The 18,273-nt window shown below is 66.3% G+C and carries 20 protein-coding genes; 3 read left to right on the top strand and 17 right to left on the bottom strand.

Annotated elements, in window-relative coordinates; genetic code table 11:
* Nucleotides 1–53: 53 nt before the first annotated feature.
* From GJG85_RS14940 to imuA, 4 genes are all read right to left on the bottom strand, one after another.
* Nucleotides 54–788, bottom strand: coding sequence for a GntR family transcriptional regulator (locus GJG85_RS14940; protein WP_050014833.1), 735 nt, complete (start codon nt 786–788; stop codon nt 54–56).
* Nucleotides 789–1,099: 311 nt separating this feature from the next.
* Entirely contained in the window at nt 1,100–4,318 is a 3,219-nt protein-coding gene (locus GJG85_RS14945; protein ID WP_050014831.1) for an error-prone DNA polymerase, read from the bottom strand.
* Nucleotides 4,319–4,324: 6 nt separating this feature from the next.
* Complete coding sequence (locus tag GJG85_RS14950) at nt 4,325–5,821, bottom strand: DNA polymerase Y family protein (RefSeq protein WP_050014829.1); 1,497 nt, start codon at nt 5,819–5,821, stop codon at nt 4,325–4,327.
* The gene (gene imuA, locus GJG85_RS14955) at nt 5,754–6,461 is read right to left on the bottom strand and encodes a translesion DNA synthesis-associated protein ImuA (RefSeq protein WP_050014827.1); all 708 of its coding nucleotides are present in this window, start codon (nt 6,459–6,461) and stop codon (nt 5,754–5,756) included. The genes GJG85_RS14950 and imuA overlap by 68 nt, the downstream gene beginning before the upstream one ends.
* Before the next feature lie 208 nt (nt 6,462–6,669).
* Between imuA and GJG85_RS14960 the strand changes: the two genes are divergently transcribed.
* Entirely contained in the window at nt 6,670–6,978 is a 309-nt protein-coding gene (locus GJG85_RS14960) for a VF_A0006 family four-cysteine protein (RefSeq protein WP_050014825.1), read from the top strand.
* 126 nt (nt 6,979–7,104) lie between these two features.
* Here GJG85_RS14960 and GJG85_RS14965 read toward each other — a convergent pair whose 3' ends face one another.
* The 4 genes from GJG85_RS14965 to GJG85_RS14980 all read right to left on the bottom strand — a co-directional run bounded on the left by GJG85_RS14965 (nt 7,105) and on the right by GJG85_RS14980 (nt 10,955).
* Nucleotides 7,105–7,437 (bottom strand): DUF1493 family protein, encoded by a 333-nt coding sequence (locus tag GJG85_RS14965; protein WP_063772900.1) that lies wholly within the window; start codon nt 7,435–7,437, stop codon nt 7,105–7,107.
* Nucleotides 7,431–7,886, bottom strand: a complete 456-nt coding sequence (locus GJG85_RS14970; protein WP_081083240.1) for an STM2901 family protein — start codon at nt 7,884–7,886, stop codon at nt 7,431–7,433. The genes GJG85_RS14965 and GJG85_RS14970 overlap by 7 nt, the downstream gene beginning before the upstream one ends.
* Before the next feature lie 393 nt (nt 7,887–8,279).
* Nucleotides 8,280–9,095 (bottom strand): MetQ/NlpA family ABC transporter substrate-binding protein, encoded by an 816-nt coding sequence (locus GJG85_RS14975; RefSeq protein ID WP_050014823.1) that lies wholly within the window; start codon nt 9,093–9,095, stop codon nt 8,280–8,282.
* A 219-nt stretch (nt 9,096–9,314) separates the two neighbouring features.
* Entirely contained in the window at nt 9,315–10,955 is a 1,641-nt protein-coding gene (locus tag GJG85_RS14980) for a methyl-accepting chemotaxis protein (RefSeq protein ID WP_050014921.1), read from the bottom strand.
* A gap of 239 nt (nt 10,956–11,194) precedes the next feature.
* Here GJG85_RS14980 and GJG85_RS14985 point away from each other — a divergent pair, with 239 nt between their 5' ends.
* Nucleotides 11,195–11,485 carry a YciI family protein gene (locus GJG85_RS14985; RefSeq protein WP_050014820.1) on the top strand — a complete coding sequence of 97 codons (291 nt, stop codon included), beginning with the start codon at nt 11,195–11,197 and terminating at the stop codon, nt 11,483–11,485.
* A 141-nt stretch (nt 11,486–11,626) separates the two neighbouring features.
* Here the strand turns inward: GJG85_RS14985 and GJG85_RS14990 are convergent, their stop codons facing one another.
* The 5 genes from GJG85_RS14990 to GJG85_RS15010 are packed head-to-tail and all read right to left on the bottom strand — an operon-like array spanning nt 11,627 to nt 15,709.
* Entirely contained in the window at nt 11,627–12,244 is a 618-nt protein-coding gene (locus GJG85_RS14990) for an SCO family protein (protein WP_050014818.1), read from the bottom strand.
* An 18-nt stretch (nt 12,245–12,262) separates the two neighbouring features.
* Nucleotides 12,263–13,165 (bottom strand): heme o synthase, encoded by a 903-nt coding sequence (gene cyoE / locus GJG85_RS14995; protein ID WP_050014816.1) that lies wholly within the window; start codon nt 13,163–13,165, stop codon nt 12,263–12,265.
* 8 nt (nt 13,166–13,173) lie between these two features.
* Entirely contained in the window at nt 13,174–14,286 is a 1,113-nt protein-coding gene (locus GJG85_RS15000; RefSeq protein ID WP_050014814.1) for a COX15/CtaA family protein, read from the bottom strand.
* Nucleotides 14,287–14,311: 25 nt separating this feature from the next.
* Nucleotides 14,312–14,938: a cytochrome c oxidase subunit I gene (locus GJG85_RS15005; RefSeq protein WP_050014811.1), complete on the bottom strand. Its 627-nt coding sequence runs from the start codon at nt 14,936–14,938 to the stop codon at nt 14,312–14,314.
* A gap of 60 nt (nt 14,939–14,998) precedes the next feature.
* Complete coding sequence (locus tag GJG85_RS15010) at nt 14,999–15,709, bottom strand: SURF1 family protein (protein WP_050014808.1); 711 nt, start codon at nt 15,707–15,709, stop codon at nt 14,999–15,001.
* A gap of 84 nt (nt 15,710–15,793) precedes the next feature.
* Between GJG85_RS15010 and GJG85_RS15015 the strand changes: the two genes are divergently transcribed.
* Nucleotides 15,794–16,003, top strand: a complete 210-nt coding sequence (locus GJG85_RS15015; RefSeq protein ID WP_050014806.1) for a twin transmembrane helix small protein — start codon at nt 15,794–15,796, stop codon at nt 16,001–16,003.
* A 174-nt stretch (nt 16,004–16,177) separates the two neighbouring features.
* Here GJG85_RS15015 and GJG85_RS15020 read toward each other — a convergent pair whose 3' ends face one another.
* The 4 genes from GJG85_RS15020 to GJG85_RS15035 all read right to left on the bottom strand — a co-directional run bounded on the left by GJG85_RS15020 (nt 16,178) and on the right by GJG85_RS15035 (nt 18,199).
* On the bottom strand, nt 16,178–17,035 hold the full coding sequence (locus GJG85_RS15020; protein ID WP_050014804.1) for a cytochrome c oxidase subunit 3: 858 nt from the start codon (nt 17,033–17,035) through the stop codon (nt 16,178–16,180).
* A 153-nt stretch (nt 17,036–17,188) separates the two neighbouring features.
* Nucleotides 17,189–17,389 carry a DUF2970 domain-containing protein gene (locus GJG85_RS15025; RefSeq protein WP_050014802.1) on the bottom strand — a complete coding sequence of 67 codons (201 nt, stop codon included), beginning with the start codon at nt 17,387–17,389 and terminating at the stop codon, nt 17,189–17,191.
* A gap of 16 nt (nt 17,390–17,405) precedes the next feature.
* Nucleotides 17,406–18,023 (bottom strand): cytochrome c oxidase assembly protein, encoded by a 618-nt coding sequence (locus tag GJG85_RS15030; RefSeq protein WP_050014800.1) that lies wholly within the window; start codon nt 18,021–18,023, stop codon nt 17,406–17,408.
* Between the two features lie 35 nt (nt 18,024–18,058).
* Nucleotides 18,059–18,199: a cytochrome oxidase small assembly protein gene (locus tag GJG85_RS15035; protein WP_089435671.1), complete on the bottom strand. Its 141-nt coding sequence runs from the start codon at nt 18,197–18,199 to the stop codon at nt 18,059–18,061.
* Nucleotides 18,200–18,273 lie beyond the last annotated feature (74 nt).

The following is an 18,273-nucleotide window of genomic DNA, read 5'->3' on the forward strand; positions in this document are numbered from 1 at the left end:
GCGTTCCATCGCGATTGCGCGGAGGGTGCGAGGTGTGTGGGCAGTCTCGCGCGTCAGCGTTTCAGTTCGGCGACGAAGTCGTAGTAGTCGTCGCGGCAATACGTTTCGGTCACTTCGATCGCGCGCTGGTCGGCGCCGTAGCCGATCCGCGTGATCACCAGCAGCGCCGAGCCCGGCTTCACCGCCATCCATTTCGCGATCGCGTGCGTCGCGTTCGCGGCGCGAAAGTGCTGCAACGCGCGCACGACGGTCATGCCGCGCGCCTCGAGGTATTCGTACAGCGACGCGCCGAGCGCCTGCGGATCGGGCACCACCGCGGCCGGCAGCGTCGAATGCTCGACCGCCATCACGATGCCGTCCGCGCGGCGCAGCCGCTCCAGCCGCGCGACCGTCGCGCCGGGCGCGAGGCCGAGATGCGTGAGCTCGTCGCGGCTCGCGGTGCGCAGCGTGCGCGCCAGCCACACCGAATCGGGCACGAAGCCGCGCTGCTGCATCTTCGCGGTGAAGCCGACGAGACGCGACAGCGGATCGGCGACGCGCGGCGTGATGAAGCTGCCCGCGCCGCGCGCCCGCTTGATCAGGCCCTGCTCGACCAGCAGCGCGAGCGCACGTCGCGCGGTGATCCGCGACACGCCGACCGACACCGAGAGCAGCCGTTCCGACGGCAGCGCCTCGCCGGCCCGCCACGCGCCGGCGTGAATCGCGCTCGCCAGGTTGCGGGCGAGCTGCAGATAGAGCGGCGTGTCGTCGAGGGGATCGGGCGCCAGTTCGGACCAGCCGGTTTCCATGTGCCTCCGGGTGTCGGACGACGATCTCGGACCGTCGAAAGTGAACGCATTATATAACCACCATAATACCAGTCAACGAACTGGTATTAGCGCTGCGGAAATCGCCGAAAGCCTTGCGCGGCAAGCGTTTTAGTGCCAGCAAAGCCTTTGTTTACAACGCAGTGCGGCATAGGGATTTACCCGAAGTGGTATGCAAAGGGACGGTTCAGGCGCCCGGTTCGGCGGGATTTCGGGTGCGAATATGAGACCGGAATAGAACCAATTTGGCCAACTGGTATGCACCTGCCGAGCAGGCCGGCGCGATGCAGGCGTCAGTGGAATTCGCGGCTCGACGTGCGCAGGCCGCCGAGCAGCGGCGTCAGATCCTCGAAATGCTGCGCGACGAGGTGCCGCACGTCGCTGACGACCTGCCACACGCCGGACGCCGCGAGCAGCCGCGAATCGAGCGTTTCGCGACGCTGCCGCGCGAGCAGTTCGGGCCGGACGATCACGTTCACGCAACCCGTTTCGTCTTCGAGCGTCATGAACATCACGCCCTTCGCGGTGCCCGGCATCTGCCGCGCGATCACGAGCCCGCATGCGCGTGCGAGCCGGCCGTCGAGGCGATCGCGCAGCTCGGCCGCGGACGACAGCCGCTGCGCGCGCAGCGCCGGCCGCAGCAGCGCGACCGGGTGGCGATTCAGCGTGAGGCCGGTGGTGTGATAGTCGGCGAGGATGTCGTCGGCTTCCGACGGTGCGCCGAGCGCGGGCTGCTCCACCTCGTCGATCGGCGCGGCGGCGAGCAGGTCGCGCTCAGGCGCCGCGGCGACGGCCTGCCACAGCGCATCGCGGCGATGGCCGGCGAGCGTCGCGAGCGCGTTCGCGGCGGCGAGCGCTTCGAGATCGCGCCGTTCGAGCTGCGCGCGCCGGGCGAGGCTGTCGACGTTGTCGAACGGGCCGGCGGCGCGGGCGGCTTCGATGCGGCGCGCAGCGGCTTCGCCAAGACCGCGCACGAGCGACAGGCCGAGCCGCACGGCCGGCTGGCCGTGTGGCGGCGGCTGATCGGGCAGCGCTTCGAGCGCGGCCTCCCAGTTGCTTTGCGTGACGTCGATCGGCAGCACCTTCACGCGATGACGCTTCGCGTCCTGCACGAGCTGCGACGGCGGGTAGAAGCCCATCGGCTGGCTGTTCAGCAGCGCGGCGAGGAAGATCGCCGGTTCGTGGCACTTGAGCCAGCTGCTCGCGTACGCGAGTTTCGCGAAACTGGCCGCATGGCTTTCGGGAAAACCGTATTCGCCGAAGCCCTTGATCTGCTCGAAGATCTGCTCGGCGAATTCGCGCGTGTAGTTGCGTTCGAGCATCCCGCTGATGATCTTGTCCTGATATTTCTCGAGATTGCCCTTGCGCTTCCATGCGGCCATCGCGCGACGCAAGTCGTCCGCTTCGCCAGGCGTAAAACCTGCGGCGACGATCGCGATCTGCATCACCTGTTCCTGGAAGATCGGCACACCCAGCGTGCGAATGAGCACTTCCTTGAGCGCGTCGCTCGGATACGTGACCTCACCCTCCTCTTCGCCGGCCACGATCCTGCGCCGCTGCAAATACGGATGCACCGCGCCGCCCTGAATCGGGCCGGGCCGCACGATCGACACCTGGACCACGAGATCGTAATAGTGGCGCGGCCGCAGCCGCGGCAGCATCGACATCTGCGCACGCGATTCGATCTGGAACACACCGACGGTATCGGCGCGGCAGATCATGTCGTAGGTTGCTTTGTCATCCTGCGGAATGTGTTTCAGCGTAAACGGTTCGCCGTCCGGCTCCGGCGGCCCGCGCCACGCGGTGCGCAGGTCGAACGCGCGATGCAGCGCCGACAGCATGCCGAGCGCGAGCACGTCGACCTTCATCAGCCCGAGCGCCTCGAGATCGTCCTTGTCCCACTGGATCACGCGCCGCCCGTCCATCGCCGCGTTCTCGACCGGCACGAGCCGCGTGAGCTTGCCGCGGCTGATCACGAAGCCGCCCGAATGCTGCGACAGGTGACGCGGGAAGTTGAGCAAGCGCCCCGCCAGTTCGGCCCATGTGCGAATCAGCGGCGTTTCGGGATCGAGCCCGGTCGACGCGAATTGCTGCAGCAGATCGCGGCTGCCGTCGAACCAGCGATGCCCCTTCGCGACCCGATCGACCAGCATCGGGTCGACGCCGAGCGCCTTGCCGGTTTCGCGCAGCACGCCGCGCGGACGATACGTCGAAACGGCGGCCGCGAGCGCGGCGCGGTCGTGCCCGTATTTTTTGTAGATGTGCTGGATCACTTCTTCCCGGCGCTGATGCTCGAAATCGACGTCGATGTCGGGCGGCTCGCCGCGTTCCGCGCTGATGAAGCGCTCGAACAGCATCGTGCTTTGCTCGGGATTCACTTCGGTGATGCCGAGGCAATAGCAGACCACCGAATTCGCGGCTGAGCCGCGGCCCTGGCACAGGATGTTCTGGCTGCGCGCGTATTTTACGATGTCGTAGACGGTCAGGAAGAACGGCTCGTATTTCAGCCGGGCGATCAGATCGAGTTCGTACCGGATCTGCTGCTCTACTTTTTCCGGGATGCCGTTCGGATAACGCCCGGCCGCTCCCGCGAAGGTTTCCTGTTCCAGATAGCGCGTCGGCGTGAGCCCCTTCGGCACGATCTCGTCGGGATACTCGTAGCGCAGCTTGCCGAGATCGACGTCGCATGCATCGAGAATCGCGCACGTCTCCGCCATCTCGTTCGGCGAAAACAGTTCTGCGATTCGCTTCCGCCAACGCAGATGCTGCTCCGCATTCGGCGCGAGCGCATAGCCGCATTCAGAAACCGGCATCCCGACGCGAATCGCCGTCATCACGTCCTGCAGCGGTTTGCAGGAGCGTTTATGCATCGTCACGTCGCCAAGCGCGACGATGCGCACGCCGCGCCGTTTGCCGGCCTCGCGAATCTCGTCGCGCTGCGCACCATCCAGCGCACGCTGCAACTGCACGAGCCCGAGCCGCGCACGCTCGCCGAAGGTCGCGCGGAACCATGCGACCTGCGCATCGAGCACGGCCGCCCGCACCGGATACGTCGGCACGAGAATCGCGAAGCAGTCGGGCATGCCGCGCAGATGGGCGAATTTCTCAGGCGGCCTCGACAACATTCGCGACGTCAGCCGGTAAGTTCCCTTCGGCGACTCCATCCGCCGCCACGAAATCAACTCGGACAGGTTGCCGTACCCTTCGCGGTTCTGCGCGAGCAACACGAGCCCGAACGCACCGGGGCCCGGATCCTGGCCGGGCGCGACTTCATCCGGCGTGACGTCGAAATACGAACCGATGACAAGCGGCAGCCCTTTCGCCTTCGCGGCGACATGCATGCGCGGCGCGCCGGCGAGCGAGCATTCGTCGGTGATCGCGATCCCGCGATAGCCGAGTTCCGCCGCACGCTCGACCAGTTCGTCCGCATGCGACGCGCCATGCAGGAACGAAAAGTTCGAGCGGCAGAACAACTCCGCGTAATCGGGCAGCAAACTGAATTCCGCAGCCATCTCCGCTCACCCGAACAAACCGTGCAGGAACCAGCGCGGGGCAGCCTGACTGCTCGTCCGCTCCATGAATACCCAGTAGCACGCGCCCTCTTCGTCCTGCGCGACGTGGTAATCGCGTGCGATCAACTGTCCGTCGAACCACCCGGCCTCGATCCGCTCGGCCGACGACATCATCCGGAGTGGCGTATGAAATACCGGCCGCTCGCCGCGCATCAGAAGCGGCAGCGGTTCGGCGAGCAGCCACGCGGGACGCGGCGGCGCGGCGGGCGGACCGGCAACAGGCTTGCCCGCTTGCGCATCGAGCGGCAACCAGCGGTTCGCGACCTCGGGACGATGATCGGCGACAGGCGCCGCGCGCAATACGTTGTCCGTGCCGAGCCGCGCGACCAGCAGCTCGAGCAACCGCTCGCGGGTTTCCCGCGTACCGCCCGGCTCGGGAAAAAGATCGTCGGCCGGCGGCGCGACCGGTTCGACGCGCGTGGCCTTCAGCCGCACCGCGATCACCGCGGCCGGCAGCTCGACGCGCGCGAGCCGCTCGCCGAGCAGCCGCATGAAATGCGCTTCGTCGCGCACGGGCGCCGCGAACGCGAGTTCGAGCGGGGTCGGCGGCACGGCCTGGCGGCCGCGCTCGTGCTCGAGCTCGAACGTCATCGCGGCCAGCGACAGTTGCCGCGCGGCCAGCCAGCCGCACAGCTGCACGACGAGCCGCCGTGCGGCGAACAGCACGGCTTCCGCGTAGTCGACGCGCTCCGGCAATTCGAGCCGCACGTCGAACACGGGCGGCACCGCCATCCACGCGAGCGGCTCGACCGCTTCGCCGTACGCCCGATCGAGCGCGGCCAGCAGCGCGGGACCGCAACGCCGCTGCAGCCCCGCGCGCGGCAGGCGGCGCAGATCGGCAAGCGTGCGACAGCCGAGGCCGTCGAACCAGCCCGCATACGGACGCGCGTCGGGCAGCAGCACGCAGGGCAGCCGGTCGAGCGTGCGGACGAGCGACGCGTGACGCGCGACGCGGCGCCGCATGCGCGAGCGCGCCGACGTGCGCGCGAGCAGCCACGCGCCGCGCCCGGTCGGCGCGGCGGACAGGCGCGCCGCATAGCCGAGCGCCGCGAGCGTCGCGCGCACCTGGCGGCACAGCGACGGCAGCCCGCCGAACAGGCGCAGGCTCGGGCCGACGTCGACGATCAGCGTGGCTTCGTCGTCGAGCGCGACGCACGGCGAGAAGCGCAGCAGCGCGAGCGCGACCGCGCGCAGCGCATCGGCTTCGCGGGCGGGATCGCGTTCGACGAGCTGCGTCGCGGGCGCGAGCGTCAGCACGCCGCCGCGCTTCATGCCCGCGCGCACGCCCTGTCGGCGCGCGGCCGCATCGGCGATCAGCACGACACCCTGCTCGAGCACCGCGCAGCCTGCGTCGCCGGCCTCGCCGGCCGCTGCGTCAGACGGCGGCGGGGCGCACACGTCGAGCGGCAGGCGCGGCAGATGGATGCCGAGCAAGACGCGCATAGCGGCTCTCCACGATGGGCGACGGCAAATCGAGCACGAGCGGCTCGCTGCGCGCGGGCCCGCGACGCTTGACGATGTCGAGCGACACGCCGCCCGGCACCGGATGCAGCGCGACGCGCAGCACGGCCGGCGACGGCTGCCGCGCGGCCGACAGCGGGCGCAGCATCACGAACAGCGTGTCGCCGGTGCGCGCGGCCGCGAGATGCAGGCGCCGCAGCGCATCGGGCCGCGCGTCCTGCCAGAGCAGCAGCGCGCCGCAACAGCCGGTCTTGAGCGCCTGCTCGGCGGCCCACAGCGCATCGGTGCGGCTACCGGCGCGCAACCACAGCAGCGCGTCGGCCGGCACGCCGAGGCTGGCGAGCGCGGTGGCATGCGGCGACTGCGGCGGCGCGACGAGCGCGAGCGGCCGCCGCGCGCTGACGGCGCGGGCGAGCGCGGGTGCGAGCAGCCGCATCTCGCCGCAGCCCGGCTGCGCGGCCAGCAGTTCGACGAGGCCGCCGACCGGCCAGCCGCCGCCCGGCAGCTCGGCCGACAGCGGCGCGAAGCCGGTCTCGATCGTGCGCGGACCGCCGCGCGCGAGCTGCGAGCCGCGCCACAGCGACGGATGAAGGGACTCGGGAGAAATGGAGGATGCGAGCATGATGCCACCCACAGCTGTATGGATATACAGTATATGGCAATGCGCGCGCGCCGCACAGCAGCGGTGTAAAACCGGTTTTCGTCGGAAGAAATCGGGGAGAAGCCGGCGCGCCCGTCATGCCACGGCGCGCCGGCCCGCAACGCGTCAGCCGCGTCGACCACTTTACGTTATGCTGTCCGCCGACCCGACCCACACCATCGGAGGGGACTTGAAACGAACGATTCGTGCGATCGCATGGGTGGCCGTCGCGCTGGCGCTGCCGGGAGCAGCCTTCGCGCTGACCGACGGCAGCGCGCAATACGACGACTGCATGCTCAATGCGCTGCGCGAGAGCCGCAACGGCGCCGCCGCGCAGCTGATCCAGCGCTCATGCGATGCGCTGTACCGCAACAACGCGATGCTGCTGCCGCGCGAACGGCGCTTTCACGAGTGCGTGGTGCAGTCGCTGCCGGGCGTGCGCGACAACTATGCGATCCAGCAGATCATGTCGATCTGCTCGCGGCGTGGGGAGATGTGAGCGCGCGCTGAACGCCACGCTGTCGGCCCTCCTTTACGCGCACCGATATGAAAAAGGGGCTGCGCGATGTTTGCAGCAACGCCGGACAGCGCCCCCCGTCAGGTCGTAGACAAACTCGGTGAGCGGTCAGTCGTAGAGCCAGCGCCCCGCTTTTGCCGATGCGATCAGCATTCGAACATTCAGATCCGGAACACGATGGATCACTTTTTTCTTAAACGGATTGATCAAGTCAAGAAACGAAGAATCGTCTTCCGGATAATATTTTTTAATATCGAACCCACTTATATCAACATTAAATTTCGCCGAATACTCCCGCATCAGATCCTCGACCTCACAATCATCAAAACGCAAGTCCAGATCCAAATCGGTACTTTCCGTTATCTCATCGGCCATGAATGATATAGAGAATCCGGACTTTTTCCTTACAAACTCAATCACCCTTTTTTCAAGATCTACCATAACCTATCCCCCTCCCTTGCAACTCTATTGTAGTGAGCCACCGTCTTGCCGGCAATAATAGAAATATCCCTTGCAAGAATCACCCAACCAAGCACGGGGATCGTTCTTCCTACGAAGGTTCCGATGTTTCTAACCAGCCTGATTTTCAAATTTCGCACCGGTCCGCCTACCAGTGTTGGCAATTTCCAACCAAACGGGAATTGAGCCTTTTGAAAAACCCTTCTTGAGTATTTGCTTGCAAGCGAAGTCCCCTGTATCGCGTCGATCGGCTTTGCCCTGGTCGGCAAATTACTTCTACCCAGCAAGATCATACCAACCGACACGGCATCATCGACGCCCAACTGATTCATCGTTTCGTCAACCATGATCCAGAAGAACAATTCTCCCGCAGTCAGATTGACCATCCCATAGTAATGGTAAGCCGCACTCAATTTCTCGACAGCACTCATTCAGCGTCCTCGCTCGTAATTTTTAAAAATGTTTTTTAGTCTAACGAAGACGTACGGTTACCGTGCCGACAAGCCCGGCCGATCTGTTGACCGATCGCACCGCAACGACGGTGGAATCTCACGCGGAATAAATCGTCATTCTGCTCGACGCGAGCAATGACGGGCGCAACGGGACGCCGGAGAGAGAAAGTGCATAGCGATTCCGAATTCGAGCGGTCTCGCACATGTTTCATACCAACGTGTCGAACCGTTACCAAACGGCTTTATCCATGAACGTCAATGCAATTGCGGCGTGTAATCTTCACGCTACTCCTGCATCTCGAAAGCATTCCGCTCGCACACGAAAAAAAGGCCTGCACACGTGCAGGCCTTCGTTCGATCAACCGATCGCGCTCAGAACGACGCGACCATCGAGCCCTTGAACTGCTTCTTGATGAATTCCTTCACTTCCGTCGACTGGTACGCCTTCACCAGCTTCTTCACCCACGGCTGATCCTTGTCCTTCGCACGCACGGCGATCAGGTTCGCGTACGGGCTCGTCAGCGCTTCGAGCGCGATCGCGTCCTTGGTCGGCTGCAGGTTCGCGGCCAGCGCGTAGTTCGTGTTGATCACGGCCGCGTCGACGTCCGACAGCACGCGCGGCAGTTGCGCGGCGTCGAGTTCGGAGATCTTCAGCTTCTTCGGGTTCTCGGCGATGTCGAGCACCGTCGCGTTGTTGCCGCCCGTGCCGGCGCCGGCCTTCAGCTTGATCACGCCTTGCGTCTGCAACAGCAGCAGCGCACGGTTCTCGTTCGACGGATCGTTCGGCACCGCGAGCTTCGCGCCCTGCGGCAGATCCTTCAGCGACTTGAACTTCTTCGAATACACGCCGATCGGCGAAATGTAGGTCAGACCCGCGCTGACGATCTTGTAGCCGCGCTGCTTCACCTGGCTGTCGAGGTAGGGCTGATGCTGGAAGCTGTTCGCGTCGAGGTCGCCCGAATCGAGCGCCGCGTTCGGCTGCACGTAGTCGTTGAACTCGATGACCTTCACGTTCAGGCCTTCCTTCTCCTTCGCGACCTTCTGCACGACTTGCCACACTTGCGCATCCGGGCCGGCGACCGTACCGACCTTGATCACCTTGTCTTCGGCATGCGCGCCTGCCGACAGCGTCAGCGCGGCGCCGGTGGCCAGCACGGAAAATACCTTCAGGAGACTGCGACGCTTCATCTGTTTCTCGCTTTCTTGCTTACTTGAAATGGGGCGCGATACGGGTATGCCCGGACTCGCAGGAAGGGGCAAATGGTGTCACAGGATCGGCGGGAAGTGAAATACATCCCGCTCATATGGGTATGCACCAGCGCAGTGCCGGCGGCCGATGCCCGATTCGGCCGTTAGTTGCACTTTTTCGTCGATGCATCGGCTCATCAGCCCATCGGCCGACACCCGTCACGCCGCCACCACCTCGTCGACCGCCTCCGCGCCGCCGAATGCCGGTTCGGCCGCCCTGCCGCCGGCCTCGCGCGCCGACGGGCCGCCGGTATTGCCGACCCGGAACGAACCGACCGCATCGCGCAGCCGCGCGGCCTGTTCCTGCAGCGACGCGGCCGCCGCCGCCGCTTCCTCGACCAGCGCCGCGTTCTGCTGCGTCACCTGGTCCATCTGCGTGACGGCGCGCCCGACCTGCGTGATGCCGCTCGCCTGCTCCTCGGACGCGGCCGCGATCTCGCCCATGATGTCGGTCACGCGCGCGACCGCCTGCAGGATCTCGCCCATCGTCGTGCCGGCCTGGCCGACCAGCGTCGAGCCGTTGCGCACGCGCTCGACCGAATCGACGATCAGCGCGCGGATCTCCTTCGCGGCCGTCGCGCTGCGCTGCGCGAGCGAACGCACCTCGCCCGCGACCACCGCGAAGCCGCGGCCCTGCTCGCCCGCGCGCGCGGCCTCGACTGCCGCGTTCAGCGCGAGGATGTTGGTCTGGAACGCGATGCCCTCGATCACGCCGATGATGTCGGCGATCTTGCGCGAGCTGTCGTCGATCTCGCCCATCGTGCCGATCACGCGGTTCACGACGTCGCTGCCGGTGCGCGCGATGTCCGACGCGTTGTTCGCGAGCCCGCTCGCCTGCCGCGCGTTGTCCGCGTTCTGCTTCACCGTCGCGGTCAGTTGCTCCATGCTCGCGGCCGTTTCCTCGAGCGATGCGGCCTGCTCCTCGGTGCGCTGCGACAGGTCGTCGTTGCCGGCCGAGATCTGGCGGCTCGCCGACGCGATCGCTTCGGCCGACTGGCGAATCCCGCCGATCGTCGCCTGCAGCCGCGCCTGCATGTCGTGCATCGCGGCCATCATGCTCGTGCGGTCGCCGGCGCGCACCGGCACCGGCTGCGTGAGGTCGCCCTGCGCGATGCGCGTCGCGAGCGCGGCCGCTTCGTCCGGCTCGCCGCCGAGGCTGCCGCGCACGTTGCGGATGATCACCAGCATCGCCGCGCTGATCACGAAGCCGATCACGAACACCACGGCCAGATGGCCGAGCAGCGTCCGGTAATAGACGGTGTCGATGTCCTTCAGGAACACGCCGCTCGAAATGTTCCAGTCCCATGGCGCGAATCGGGTGACGTAGCTGATCTTCGGCACGGCCGTCTCGCTGTGCGGCAGCCGCCCGCGATATTCGGCGAACCCGCTGCCGGTCGCCTTCGCCGCGTTCAGGATCGTCACGAACAGCGGCTTGCCGTCCGGATCGAGATAGTCGCCGACCTGCGTGTCGACGAGCTTCGGCAGCGTCGGGTGCATCAGCACGACCGGCTTCGAATCCATCACGAACACATAGCCCGAATCGCCGTAGCGCATCGCGGCGAGGCGCGCGAGCGCGTCGCGCTTCGCGTCGGCCTCGGGCATCGTGCCGCTCTGCGCGAGCGCGTGATAGGCCTTCACGATGCCCGCCGCCGAGTCGACGAGATTCGCGATGCCGGCCTTGCGTTCGGCGAGCATCGTCGCGCGCGTCTCGTAGGCGCTCCATGCGCCGACGCCCAGAAGACCGATCCATACCAGCGCAAGCGCGAGCCACAGCTTGCGGTTCAAACTCATTCTGCTCATCTGCGTGCCTCTGTCGATGTCGATGCATCCGGCGCGCGAACGGCCTGCCGCGCGCAAACGGTTGCTCTTTCATTTACGGCACCGAGGCTTACATCTTGAATACGCGCCGGCGCGGCGAACCGGCGATCGACAGGCACGCCGTCCGTCACGCGCCGGCGCCGGCGCGACAGCCCGCGTCCGCTGTGCTAAAAAGACCGGCGGCCGGCGCGCAAAGCGCCGGCATCATTCCAGGGCCATCCATGTACGTCATCGACATCCACTACACCGCGTCGCTCGAGCGCATCGACGACGCGCTCGAACGCCACCGCGCGTATCTGCAGCCGCAGTTCGACAAGGGCATCTTCATCGCGGCGGGGCCGAAGGTGCCGCGCTCAGGCGGCATGATCCTCGCGGCCCGCATCGATCGCGACGAACTCGACGCGATCCTCGAAACCGACCCGTTCGTCACCGAGGGGCTCGCCACCTATCGCGTGACGGAATTCCGGATCACGCGCGCCGCGTCCGGCTTCAACGTGCCGGCGCTGCCGTAACGCGGCTTCGGCGCAATACGCGCACATGCCGACGCGCCGCCCGGCGGGCAGCGCATGCGCACGACGAAGCGAGCGGGAAAACGTGACGGCGCGAAACGGCCGTCACGCGAAACGCCGGGCCGCGCGCCCGGCGGCTGCCGGTCAGTCGACCAGCAGCTTCAGGTCGTGGACCCACGGCGCCGGGCCCTGGCCGTCACGCACGAACAGGCGCAGCTTGCCGTCGCGGTCGAACACGTAGCTCGCGGCCGTATGGTCCATCGTGTAGCTGCCGGGCGTCTTGCCGGGCACCTTCGCGTAGTACACGCGGAAATCCTTCGTGACCTTCTTCAGCGCCGCTTCGTCGGCCGGCCGCAGGCCGATGAACGACGGATCGAACGCGGGCACGTACTGGCCGAGCAGCGCCGGCGTGTCGCGTTCCGGATCGACGGTCACGAACAGCACCTGCACGCGCTTCGCGGCATCGGGCCCGAGCTGCTTCAGCGCTTCGGACAGCTCGGCCATCGTGGTCGGGCACACGTCCGGGCAGTGCGTATAGCCGAAGAACATCACGACGGCTTTGCCCTTGAAGTCGGCGAGCGTGCGGACCTTGCCGGTCGTATCGGGCAGCGAGAAGTCGCTGCCGAACTGCGTGTTGCCGGTGATGTCGAGATTCTGGAATTTCGGCGCGTTGTCGCATCCGGCGAGCAGCAGCGCTGCCGTGAATGCGCACGCGAGCATCCAGCCTTGGCGCGCGCGGCGCCCGAACCGTGATGGGAGCATTGCGTTCAAACCGTGCGGTTACACGCCGAGCAGCGGGCGTGCATAGTGATCGACGAGCAGCGCGACAAACAGCAGCGACAGATAGACGATCGAGTAGCGGAAGGCCTTGCGGGCGAGTGCGTCCGAATAGTCGCGATGGATCTTCCACGCATACGCGAGGAAGACCGCGCCGAGCAGCACCGCGCTCGTCAGGTAGACGGCCCCGCTCATCCCGGAAATGAACGGCATCATCGTGACCGCGAACAGGATCACCGTATACAGCAGGATGTGCAGCCGCGTGAACTTCTCGCCGTGCGTGACGGGCAGCATCGGCAGCCCGGCATTCTCGTAATCCTTGCGGCGATAGAGCGCGAGCACCCAGAAATGCGGCGGCGTCCACACGAAGATGATCAGCACGAGGATCCACGCGTCGCCCGGCACCGCGCCGGTGACGGCCGCCCAGCCGAGCGCCGGCGGCATCGCGCCCGACGCGCCGCCGATCACGATGTTCTGCGGCGTCATCGGCTTGAGCAGCAGCGTGTAGACCACCGCGTAGCCGACGAACGTCGCGATCGTCAGCCACATCGTCAGCGGATTCGTGAACGTGTAGAGCGTCCATGCGCCGACGCTGCCGAGCACCGCCGAGAACAGCAGGATCTGCGGCGTCGTGATCTCGCCGCGCGCGGACGGACGCCACGCGGTGCGGCGCATCATCGCGTCGATCTTCTGTTCGACAAGGCAGTTGATCGCGAACGCGGCGCCGGCCAGCAGCCAGATGCCGACGGTGCCGCCGATCAGCACGTGCCACGGCACCATGCCCGGCGTCGCGAGGAACATGCCGATCACCGCGCAGAACACCGCGAGCTGCGTGACACGCGGCTTCGTCAGCGCCATGTACTGGGAAAAGCGGCTACCGGGCGATTGGGAGAGGGTGCTTTGCATGGGGACGGTCACGCCGGGGCGACGTCGCGCGCAGGCTGCGCGACACGGCCGGGGCGGCTTGAAAGGATGCGAAAGTTTAACATGACGACGAGCAGCAGCAGGATCGCGGCCCCGCCGTTGTGCGCGACGGCGACGGGCAGCGGCCACTGCAGCACGATGTTGGTCAGGCCCGTCACGAACTGCAGCAGCACGACCAGCAGCACGCCGTTCGCGGGCCGCCGCAGCGATTCGAAGCGGCGCATCTTCAGCGCGAACGCGACCAGATAAGCGACCACGACGAACGCGAACGTGCGGTGCGTCCAGTGGATCGCGACCAGCGCGTCCTGCGTGATCGCGTCGCCGTCCTTCGTCATCCCGAGCGCGCGCCACAGGTGGAAGCCGTGCTGGAAGTCCATCGGCGGAATCCACTGGCCGTTGCAGGTCGGGAAGTCGGTGCACGCGAGCACCGCGTAGTTGGTGCTCACCCAGCCGCCGAGCGCGATCTGCACGACCAGCAGCACGAGCGCCGCGAGCGCGGCCGCGCGGTAGCGGCCGGCCTCCGGGTCATGCGACGGCAGCGGCGTCTGCCGCGCCGCGAGCCAGCCGAGCGTGCCGAGCAGCGTGAGGCCGAGCAGCAGGTGGATCGTGACGATCACCGGTTGCAGCTTCATCGTGACCGTCCATGCGCCGAACGCACCCTGCACGAGTATCAGCAGCAGCAGGCTCGTCGGCCACCACGGCGACACGTGCAGCGGGCGGCGGCGCAGCCGCGCGGCCCACGCGATCGCCACCTGCGCGATGATCAGCACGCCGATCGCCATCGCGAAATAGCGGTGGATCATCTCGATCCACGCCTTCGTCATGCTGACGGGCCCGGTCGGCATCGCCTGGTGCGCGGCCGTGATCGCGGCGTGCGCGATGAACGGCGACGACGTGCCGTAGCAGCCGGGCCAGTCGGGGCAGCCGAGCCCCGAATCGGTCAGCCGCGTGAAGCCGCCGAACATCACGAGATCGAGCGTCAGGAACGTGGTGATCCACACGAGCTTGCGGAACTTGTCGTCGTCGGCCTTCACCCACACGTACGACAGCGGCAGCAGCGCGATGCACGCGCCGATCAGGCCGAGTTGCAGTAGATACGACATCGGAATGGTGCCTCGTTCTCTCGCCTTAACCGATGCTCGACCACTTCAGCAGCTTCGTCACGTCCGACTTGATCTTGCTGGGATTCGGGTCTTTCGGGAAACGCATCATCAGGTTGCCGTTCGGGTCGACCATGTAGATGTGGTCGCTGTCCTTCGTGCCGGCATCGGCCGGCAGCCACGCGGCCACCGCGGCCGGATCGGCGACGAGCCGGCGCGTGTCCGGATACGCGTCCAGCACCTTCTGCGGCGTCGCGCCCGCATCGCTGCGCAGCCACACCATCGTGATCCGGTGCCGCTCGCCCGCCTGCGTGACGCGGATCTGGCGCATGAAATAGAGCTTCTGCGCACACGCGTCGTCGCACGCGCTGCGGTCGGTCATCACGAACAGCCAGACCCCGCGCAGCGACGACAGCGGCACCGTCTTGCCGGTTTCGTCGGTGACCTGCAGATCCGCCGGGATCGGGCGCTGCGGCTCGATCAGCGTGCCGTAGTTCGTCGATCCGCCCTTCGGCTTGATTACGTAATAGGTGAAGTACGACGCGATCATCGGCGCCGCGCACACGAGACCGAGCAGCACGAGCATCCAGCGGCCGCGCTTGCGGGCCGCAGGCGACATCGGCGCAGCGGCCGGACCCTGACGGGAAGATTGCATGGACAAATCAGACCTCTCGAAACGAACCCGCGGCGCCGGCGCCGCGTCCTGGCATGACGCTCACGCGCCGGCCGACTTCTTCGCCGCACGCCGCGCGGCGTACAGGCCGAAGCCGAGCGCGGCCGCCGCCATCGCCCACCACTGAAACATGTAACCGTAATTGCGCTCGACGCCGGTCGTCGCCGCCGGCCAGTCGCGCACGAGCTTGTCGCCGTCGTCGCTCGTCTGCTGGATCACGAACGGCTGCAGCGGCAGCCCGGTTTCCTTCGCATACGCGGCGACGTCGAGGTTCTGCCGGATCTTCTGGTGCGCGGCCGACCCGCCTTCGCCGAGCTCGAACGCCCGCGACGCATCCGCGCGCGCGATGCCGACGATCTCGACGTCGCCCGCCGGCGTCGCGAACGGCTCGATCGCCGTGCGATCGGCGATGTTGCGCGGCAGCCAGCCGCGGTTCACGAGCACGACGCCGCCGCCCGTGAGTTTAAACGGCATCACGACGTAAAAACCCGGCTGGTCGTTATACGGCCGATTGTCGAGAAACACCGCCTGCTCGGGCAGGAAACGGCCCTTTGCCCGTACGCGATGAAACTCGATCGACGCGAGCGGCACCGGCCGCGCGCCGAGCTCGACCGGCGCCGCCTGCTCGTAGCGCGCGATGCTCGCCTGCAGCGCTTCCTTCTGGTGCGCGCGGTCGCGCTGCCAGAAACCGAGCCGGATCGTGACGGCGACGACGACGAGGATCAACAGCGCAGGCAGCCAGCGAATCTTCATCGGGCGGCCCGCCCGGCGCGTTCGCGAAAGCGAAGTGCGATAATTATCCTCTTCCTTTCGAATTGCCGTCGTCCGGTTCGCGTCATGCACATACTCGTTCCCATCGCCTTCGTCCTCATCATTGCCAGCATGGGCTCGGCGCTCTACTTCATGATGCACGACCGCGGCCATACGAAGCGCATGGTCTGGTCGCTCGCCACCCGCGTCGGGCTGTCGGTGTCGCTGTTCCTGCTCATCCTGTTCGCGAACTGGATGGGCTGGATCCATTCGACCGGTTTGCCGGTCGGACGTTGATGCCGTCGCCGCGCCGACCGCTGTGACAATTAGCCGCACGGCCGCGCCACCAAGTAAAAGCGCCGCCTGACTGAGTCGCGGCGGCGCCAGGGTGGTGTCGCGCGCAGCGTCGCCGCCGCGCCCGCGACACCAATGAAAACGGCCCGCGCATCGCTGCGCGGGCCGTTTTTCCATTTACAGCCAGTAGACGACGACGTACAGGCCGAGCCAGACGACGTCGACGAAGTGCCAGTACCACGCGGCGCCTTCGAATGCGAAGTGATGATCGGGCTTGAAGTGGCCGCGGATCATCCGCACCAGCACCACCGCGAGCATCGTGCCACCGAGGAACACGTGGAAGCCGTGGAAGCCGGTCAGCAGGAAGAACGTCGAACCGTACACGCCCGAGTTCAGCGTCAGGTTCAGTTCGTTGTATGCGTGGTAGTACTCGAAGCCCTGCAGGAACAGGAAGCAGACACCGAACACGAGCGTCGCGGCGAGCCACGCGATCGCCTTCTTGCGATGATCGTCGCGCAGCGCGTGGTGCGAGATCGTCAGCGTCACGCCCGACGACAGCAGGAACGCGGTGTTCAGCGTCGGGATCGGCCACGGGCCCATCGTCTTGAAGTGACCGGCGAGCGCGGCGGGGCCTTCGTTCGGCCACACGGCGGAGAAGTCCGGCCAGATCAGCTTGTAGTCGAGGCTGCCGAGCTGGTGCAGCGCGATTTCACGCGCATAGAACAGCGCGCCGAAGAATGCGCCGAAGAACATCACTTCCGAGAAGATGAACCAGCTCATGCTCCAGCGGTACGACTTGTCGACGTTCTTGCCGTATTGACCGCCTTCCGATTCGGCGATCGCGTCGCCGAACCAGTGATACAGCGTGAAGAGCAACCACAGCAGGCCGAGCAGCGCCGCATACGGCGCCCAGTCGTGACCGTTGATCCACAGCGCTGTCGACCCGAGCATGACCAGCAGGCCGATGGCCGCGCTGATCGGATGCTGCGACGGATGCGGCACGAAATAGTACGGGGTCTGGTTTTGACCGCTCATGCTTGATTCTCCACTTCAGTCCAATTTGTGTACCGGAAACCGCTCCGGCTTTATTTCTTGCGCGGCGAGACCGCCACCGCTCTTCCCTGCACGCCGCGCCGTGGCGCCGCGCACTGCATTCTTTCGAGGCCGCGGGCCGCTAGCCGCGCGCCTTCAGCCCACGACCGCACGCACGATCAGGATCAGCACGCCGATGAACACGCCGGCCGCGAGCAACGCGACGATCAGCACGTGCAGCGGATTGAGCTGCGTCGCATCGGCCTCCAGGTCGCGCCGCTTGCGCACCCCGAAGAACGACCACAGCACCGCTTTCAGCGCCTGACCGAACGTCCCGCTCCGCTTGGTTTCCGTCATCGCCCCGTCTCCTTCGTCATGCGTCCGGCTTCGCCGCACCCTGCGCCGCCGTACTGCGCTGCGCCGGCGCCGGCGTGGCCGGGGTATTCAGCTCGAAGAACGTGTACGACAACGTGATCGTCTTCACGTCCTTCGGCAATTTCGGGTCGATCACGAACACCACCGGCATCTTGCGCGACTCGTTCGCGGTCAGCGTCTGCTGCGTGAAGCAAAAGCATTCGATCTTCTTGAAGAACTCGGTCGCCTGCTTCGGCGCGTAGCTCGGAATCGCCTGCGCGACGACCGGCCGGCCCTGCCCGTTCGTCACGTCGTACACGATCGTCGTCAGTTCGCCCGGATGCACGTCGAGGCTGTTGTGCTCCGGCTTGAACCCGAGCGGCCCGCGTGCGTTCGCATCGAACTCGACCGACACCGTGCGGCTGGTGTCGACCTGCGAGTTCTTCACCTCGCGCTCGCTGACATCGCGCTGCACCAGGTTGTTGATGCCGGTGATCTGGCAAATCGCCCGATACATCGGGATCAGCGCGAAGCCGAAACCGAACATCAGCCCGGCCACGACGAAGAGCTTCACCAGCATCGAACGATTGAACGCGCGATCCACGGCGCCCGCTTCCGGCTCTTCCGGCTTCGACATACGACGACTTCCTCGCTACTGCGTCAGTTGCTGCATCAGTGGGTGGACAGCCACCACTGCTTGATCACGACACCCACGAAAAAAACGGCGGCGATGACGAGCAGGGTGAGGCCGAGCCGCTTGTTGCCCGCGCGAATCTGCTCGGGCGTTCGTCTTTCTGATGGATTCCGGGTCATCTGAAACTTCGCTGAAACTTCCGTTCCGCGCCCGCCGCGCCTGCCTGCGCGGCAGGCAGCGGCGGAACGCTCGG

Source organism: Burkholderia sp. MS389 (assembly GCF_016899425.1).
GTDB classification, from domain to species: Bacteria; Pseudomonadota; Gammaproteobacteria; order Burkholderiales; family Burkholderiaceae; genus Burkholderia; species Burkholderia sola.

Coding starts and splice junctions, on each gene's coding strand:
- GJG85_RS14940 (WP_050014833.1), bottom strand. CDS start 788: ATGGAAACCGGCTGGTCCGAACTGGCGCCCGATCCCCTCGACGACACG.
- GJG85_RS14945 (WP_050014831.1), bottom strand. CDS start 4,318: ATGGCTGCGGAATTCAGTTTGCTGCCCGATTACGCGGAGTTGTTCTGC.
- GJG85_RS14950 (WP_050014829.1), bottom strand. CDS start 5,821: ATGCGCGTCTTGCTCGGCATCCATCTGCCGCGCCTGCCGCTCGACGTG.
- imuA (WP_050014827.1), bottom strand. CDS start 6,461: ATGCTCGCATCCTCCATTTCTCCCGAGTCCCTTCATCCGTCGCTGTGG.
- GJG85_RS14965 (WP_063772900.1), bottom strand. CDS start 7,437: ATGGTAGATCTTGAAAAAAGGGTGATTGAGTTTGTAAGGAAAAAGTCC.
- GJG85_RS14970 (WP_081083240.1), bottom strand. CDS start 7,886: ATGAGTGCTGTCGAGAAATTGAGTGCGGCTTACCATTACTATGGGATG.
- GJG85_RS14975 (WP_050014823.1), bottom strand. CDS start 9,095: ATGAAGCGTCGCAGTCTCCTGAAGGTATTTTCCGTGCTGGCCACCGGC.
- GJG85_RS14980 (WP_050014921.1), bottom strand. CDS start 10,955: ATGAGCAGAATGAGTTTGAACCGCAAGCTGTGGCTCGCGCTTGCGCTG.
- GJG85_RS14985 (WP_050014820.1), top strand. CDS start 11,195: ATGTACGTCATCGACATCCACTACACCGCGTCGCTCGAGCGCATCGAC.
- GJG85_RS14990 (WP_050014818.1), bottom strand. CDS start 12,244: ATGCTCCCATCACGGTTCGGGCGCCGCGCGCGCCAAGGCTGGATGCTC.
- cyoE (WP_050014816.1), bottom strand. CDS start 13,165: ATGCAAAGCACCCTCTCCCAATCGCCCGGTAGCCGCTTTTCCCAGTAC.
- GJG85_RS15000 (WP_050014814.1), bottom strand. CDS start 14,286: ATGTCGTATCTACTGCAACTCGGCCTGATCGGCGCGTGCATCGCGCTG.
- GJG85_RS15005 (WP_050014811.1), bottom strand. CDS start 14,938: ATGCAATCTTCCCGTCAGGGTCCGGCCGCTGCGCCGATGTCGCCTGCG.
- GJG85_RS15010 (WP_050014808.1), bottom strand. CDS start 15,709: ATGAAGATTCGCTGGCTGCCTGCGCTGTTGATCCTCGTCGTCGTCGCC.
- GJG85_RS15015 (WP_050014806.1), top strand. CDS start 15,794: ATGCACATACTCGTTCCCATCGCCTTCGTCCTCATCATTGCCAGCATG.
- GJG85_RS15020 (WP_050014804.1), bottom strand. CDS start 17,035: ATGAGCGGTCAAAACCAGACCCCGTACTATTTCGTGCCGCATCCGTCG.
- GJG85_RS15025 (WP_050014802.1), bottom strand. CDS start 17,389: ATGACGGAAACCAAGCGGAGCGGGACGTTCGGTCAGGCGCTGAAAGCG.
- GJG85_RS15030 (WP_050014800.1), bottom strand. CDS start 18,023: ATGTCGAAGCCGGAAGAGCCGGAAGCGGGCGCCGTGGATCGCGCGTTC.
- GJG85_RS15035 (WP_089435671.1), bottom strand. CDS start 18,199: ATGACCCGGAATCCATCAGAAAGACGAACGCCCGAGCAGATTCGCGCG.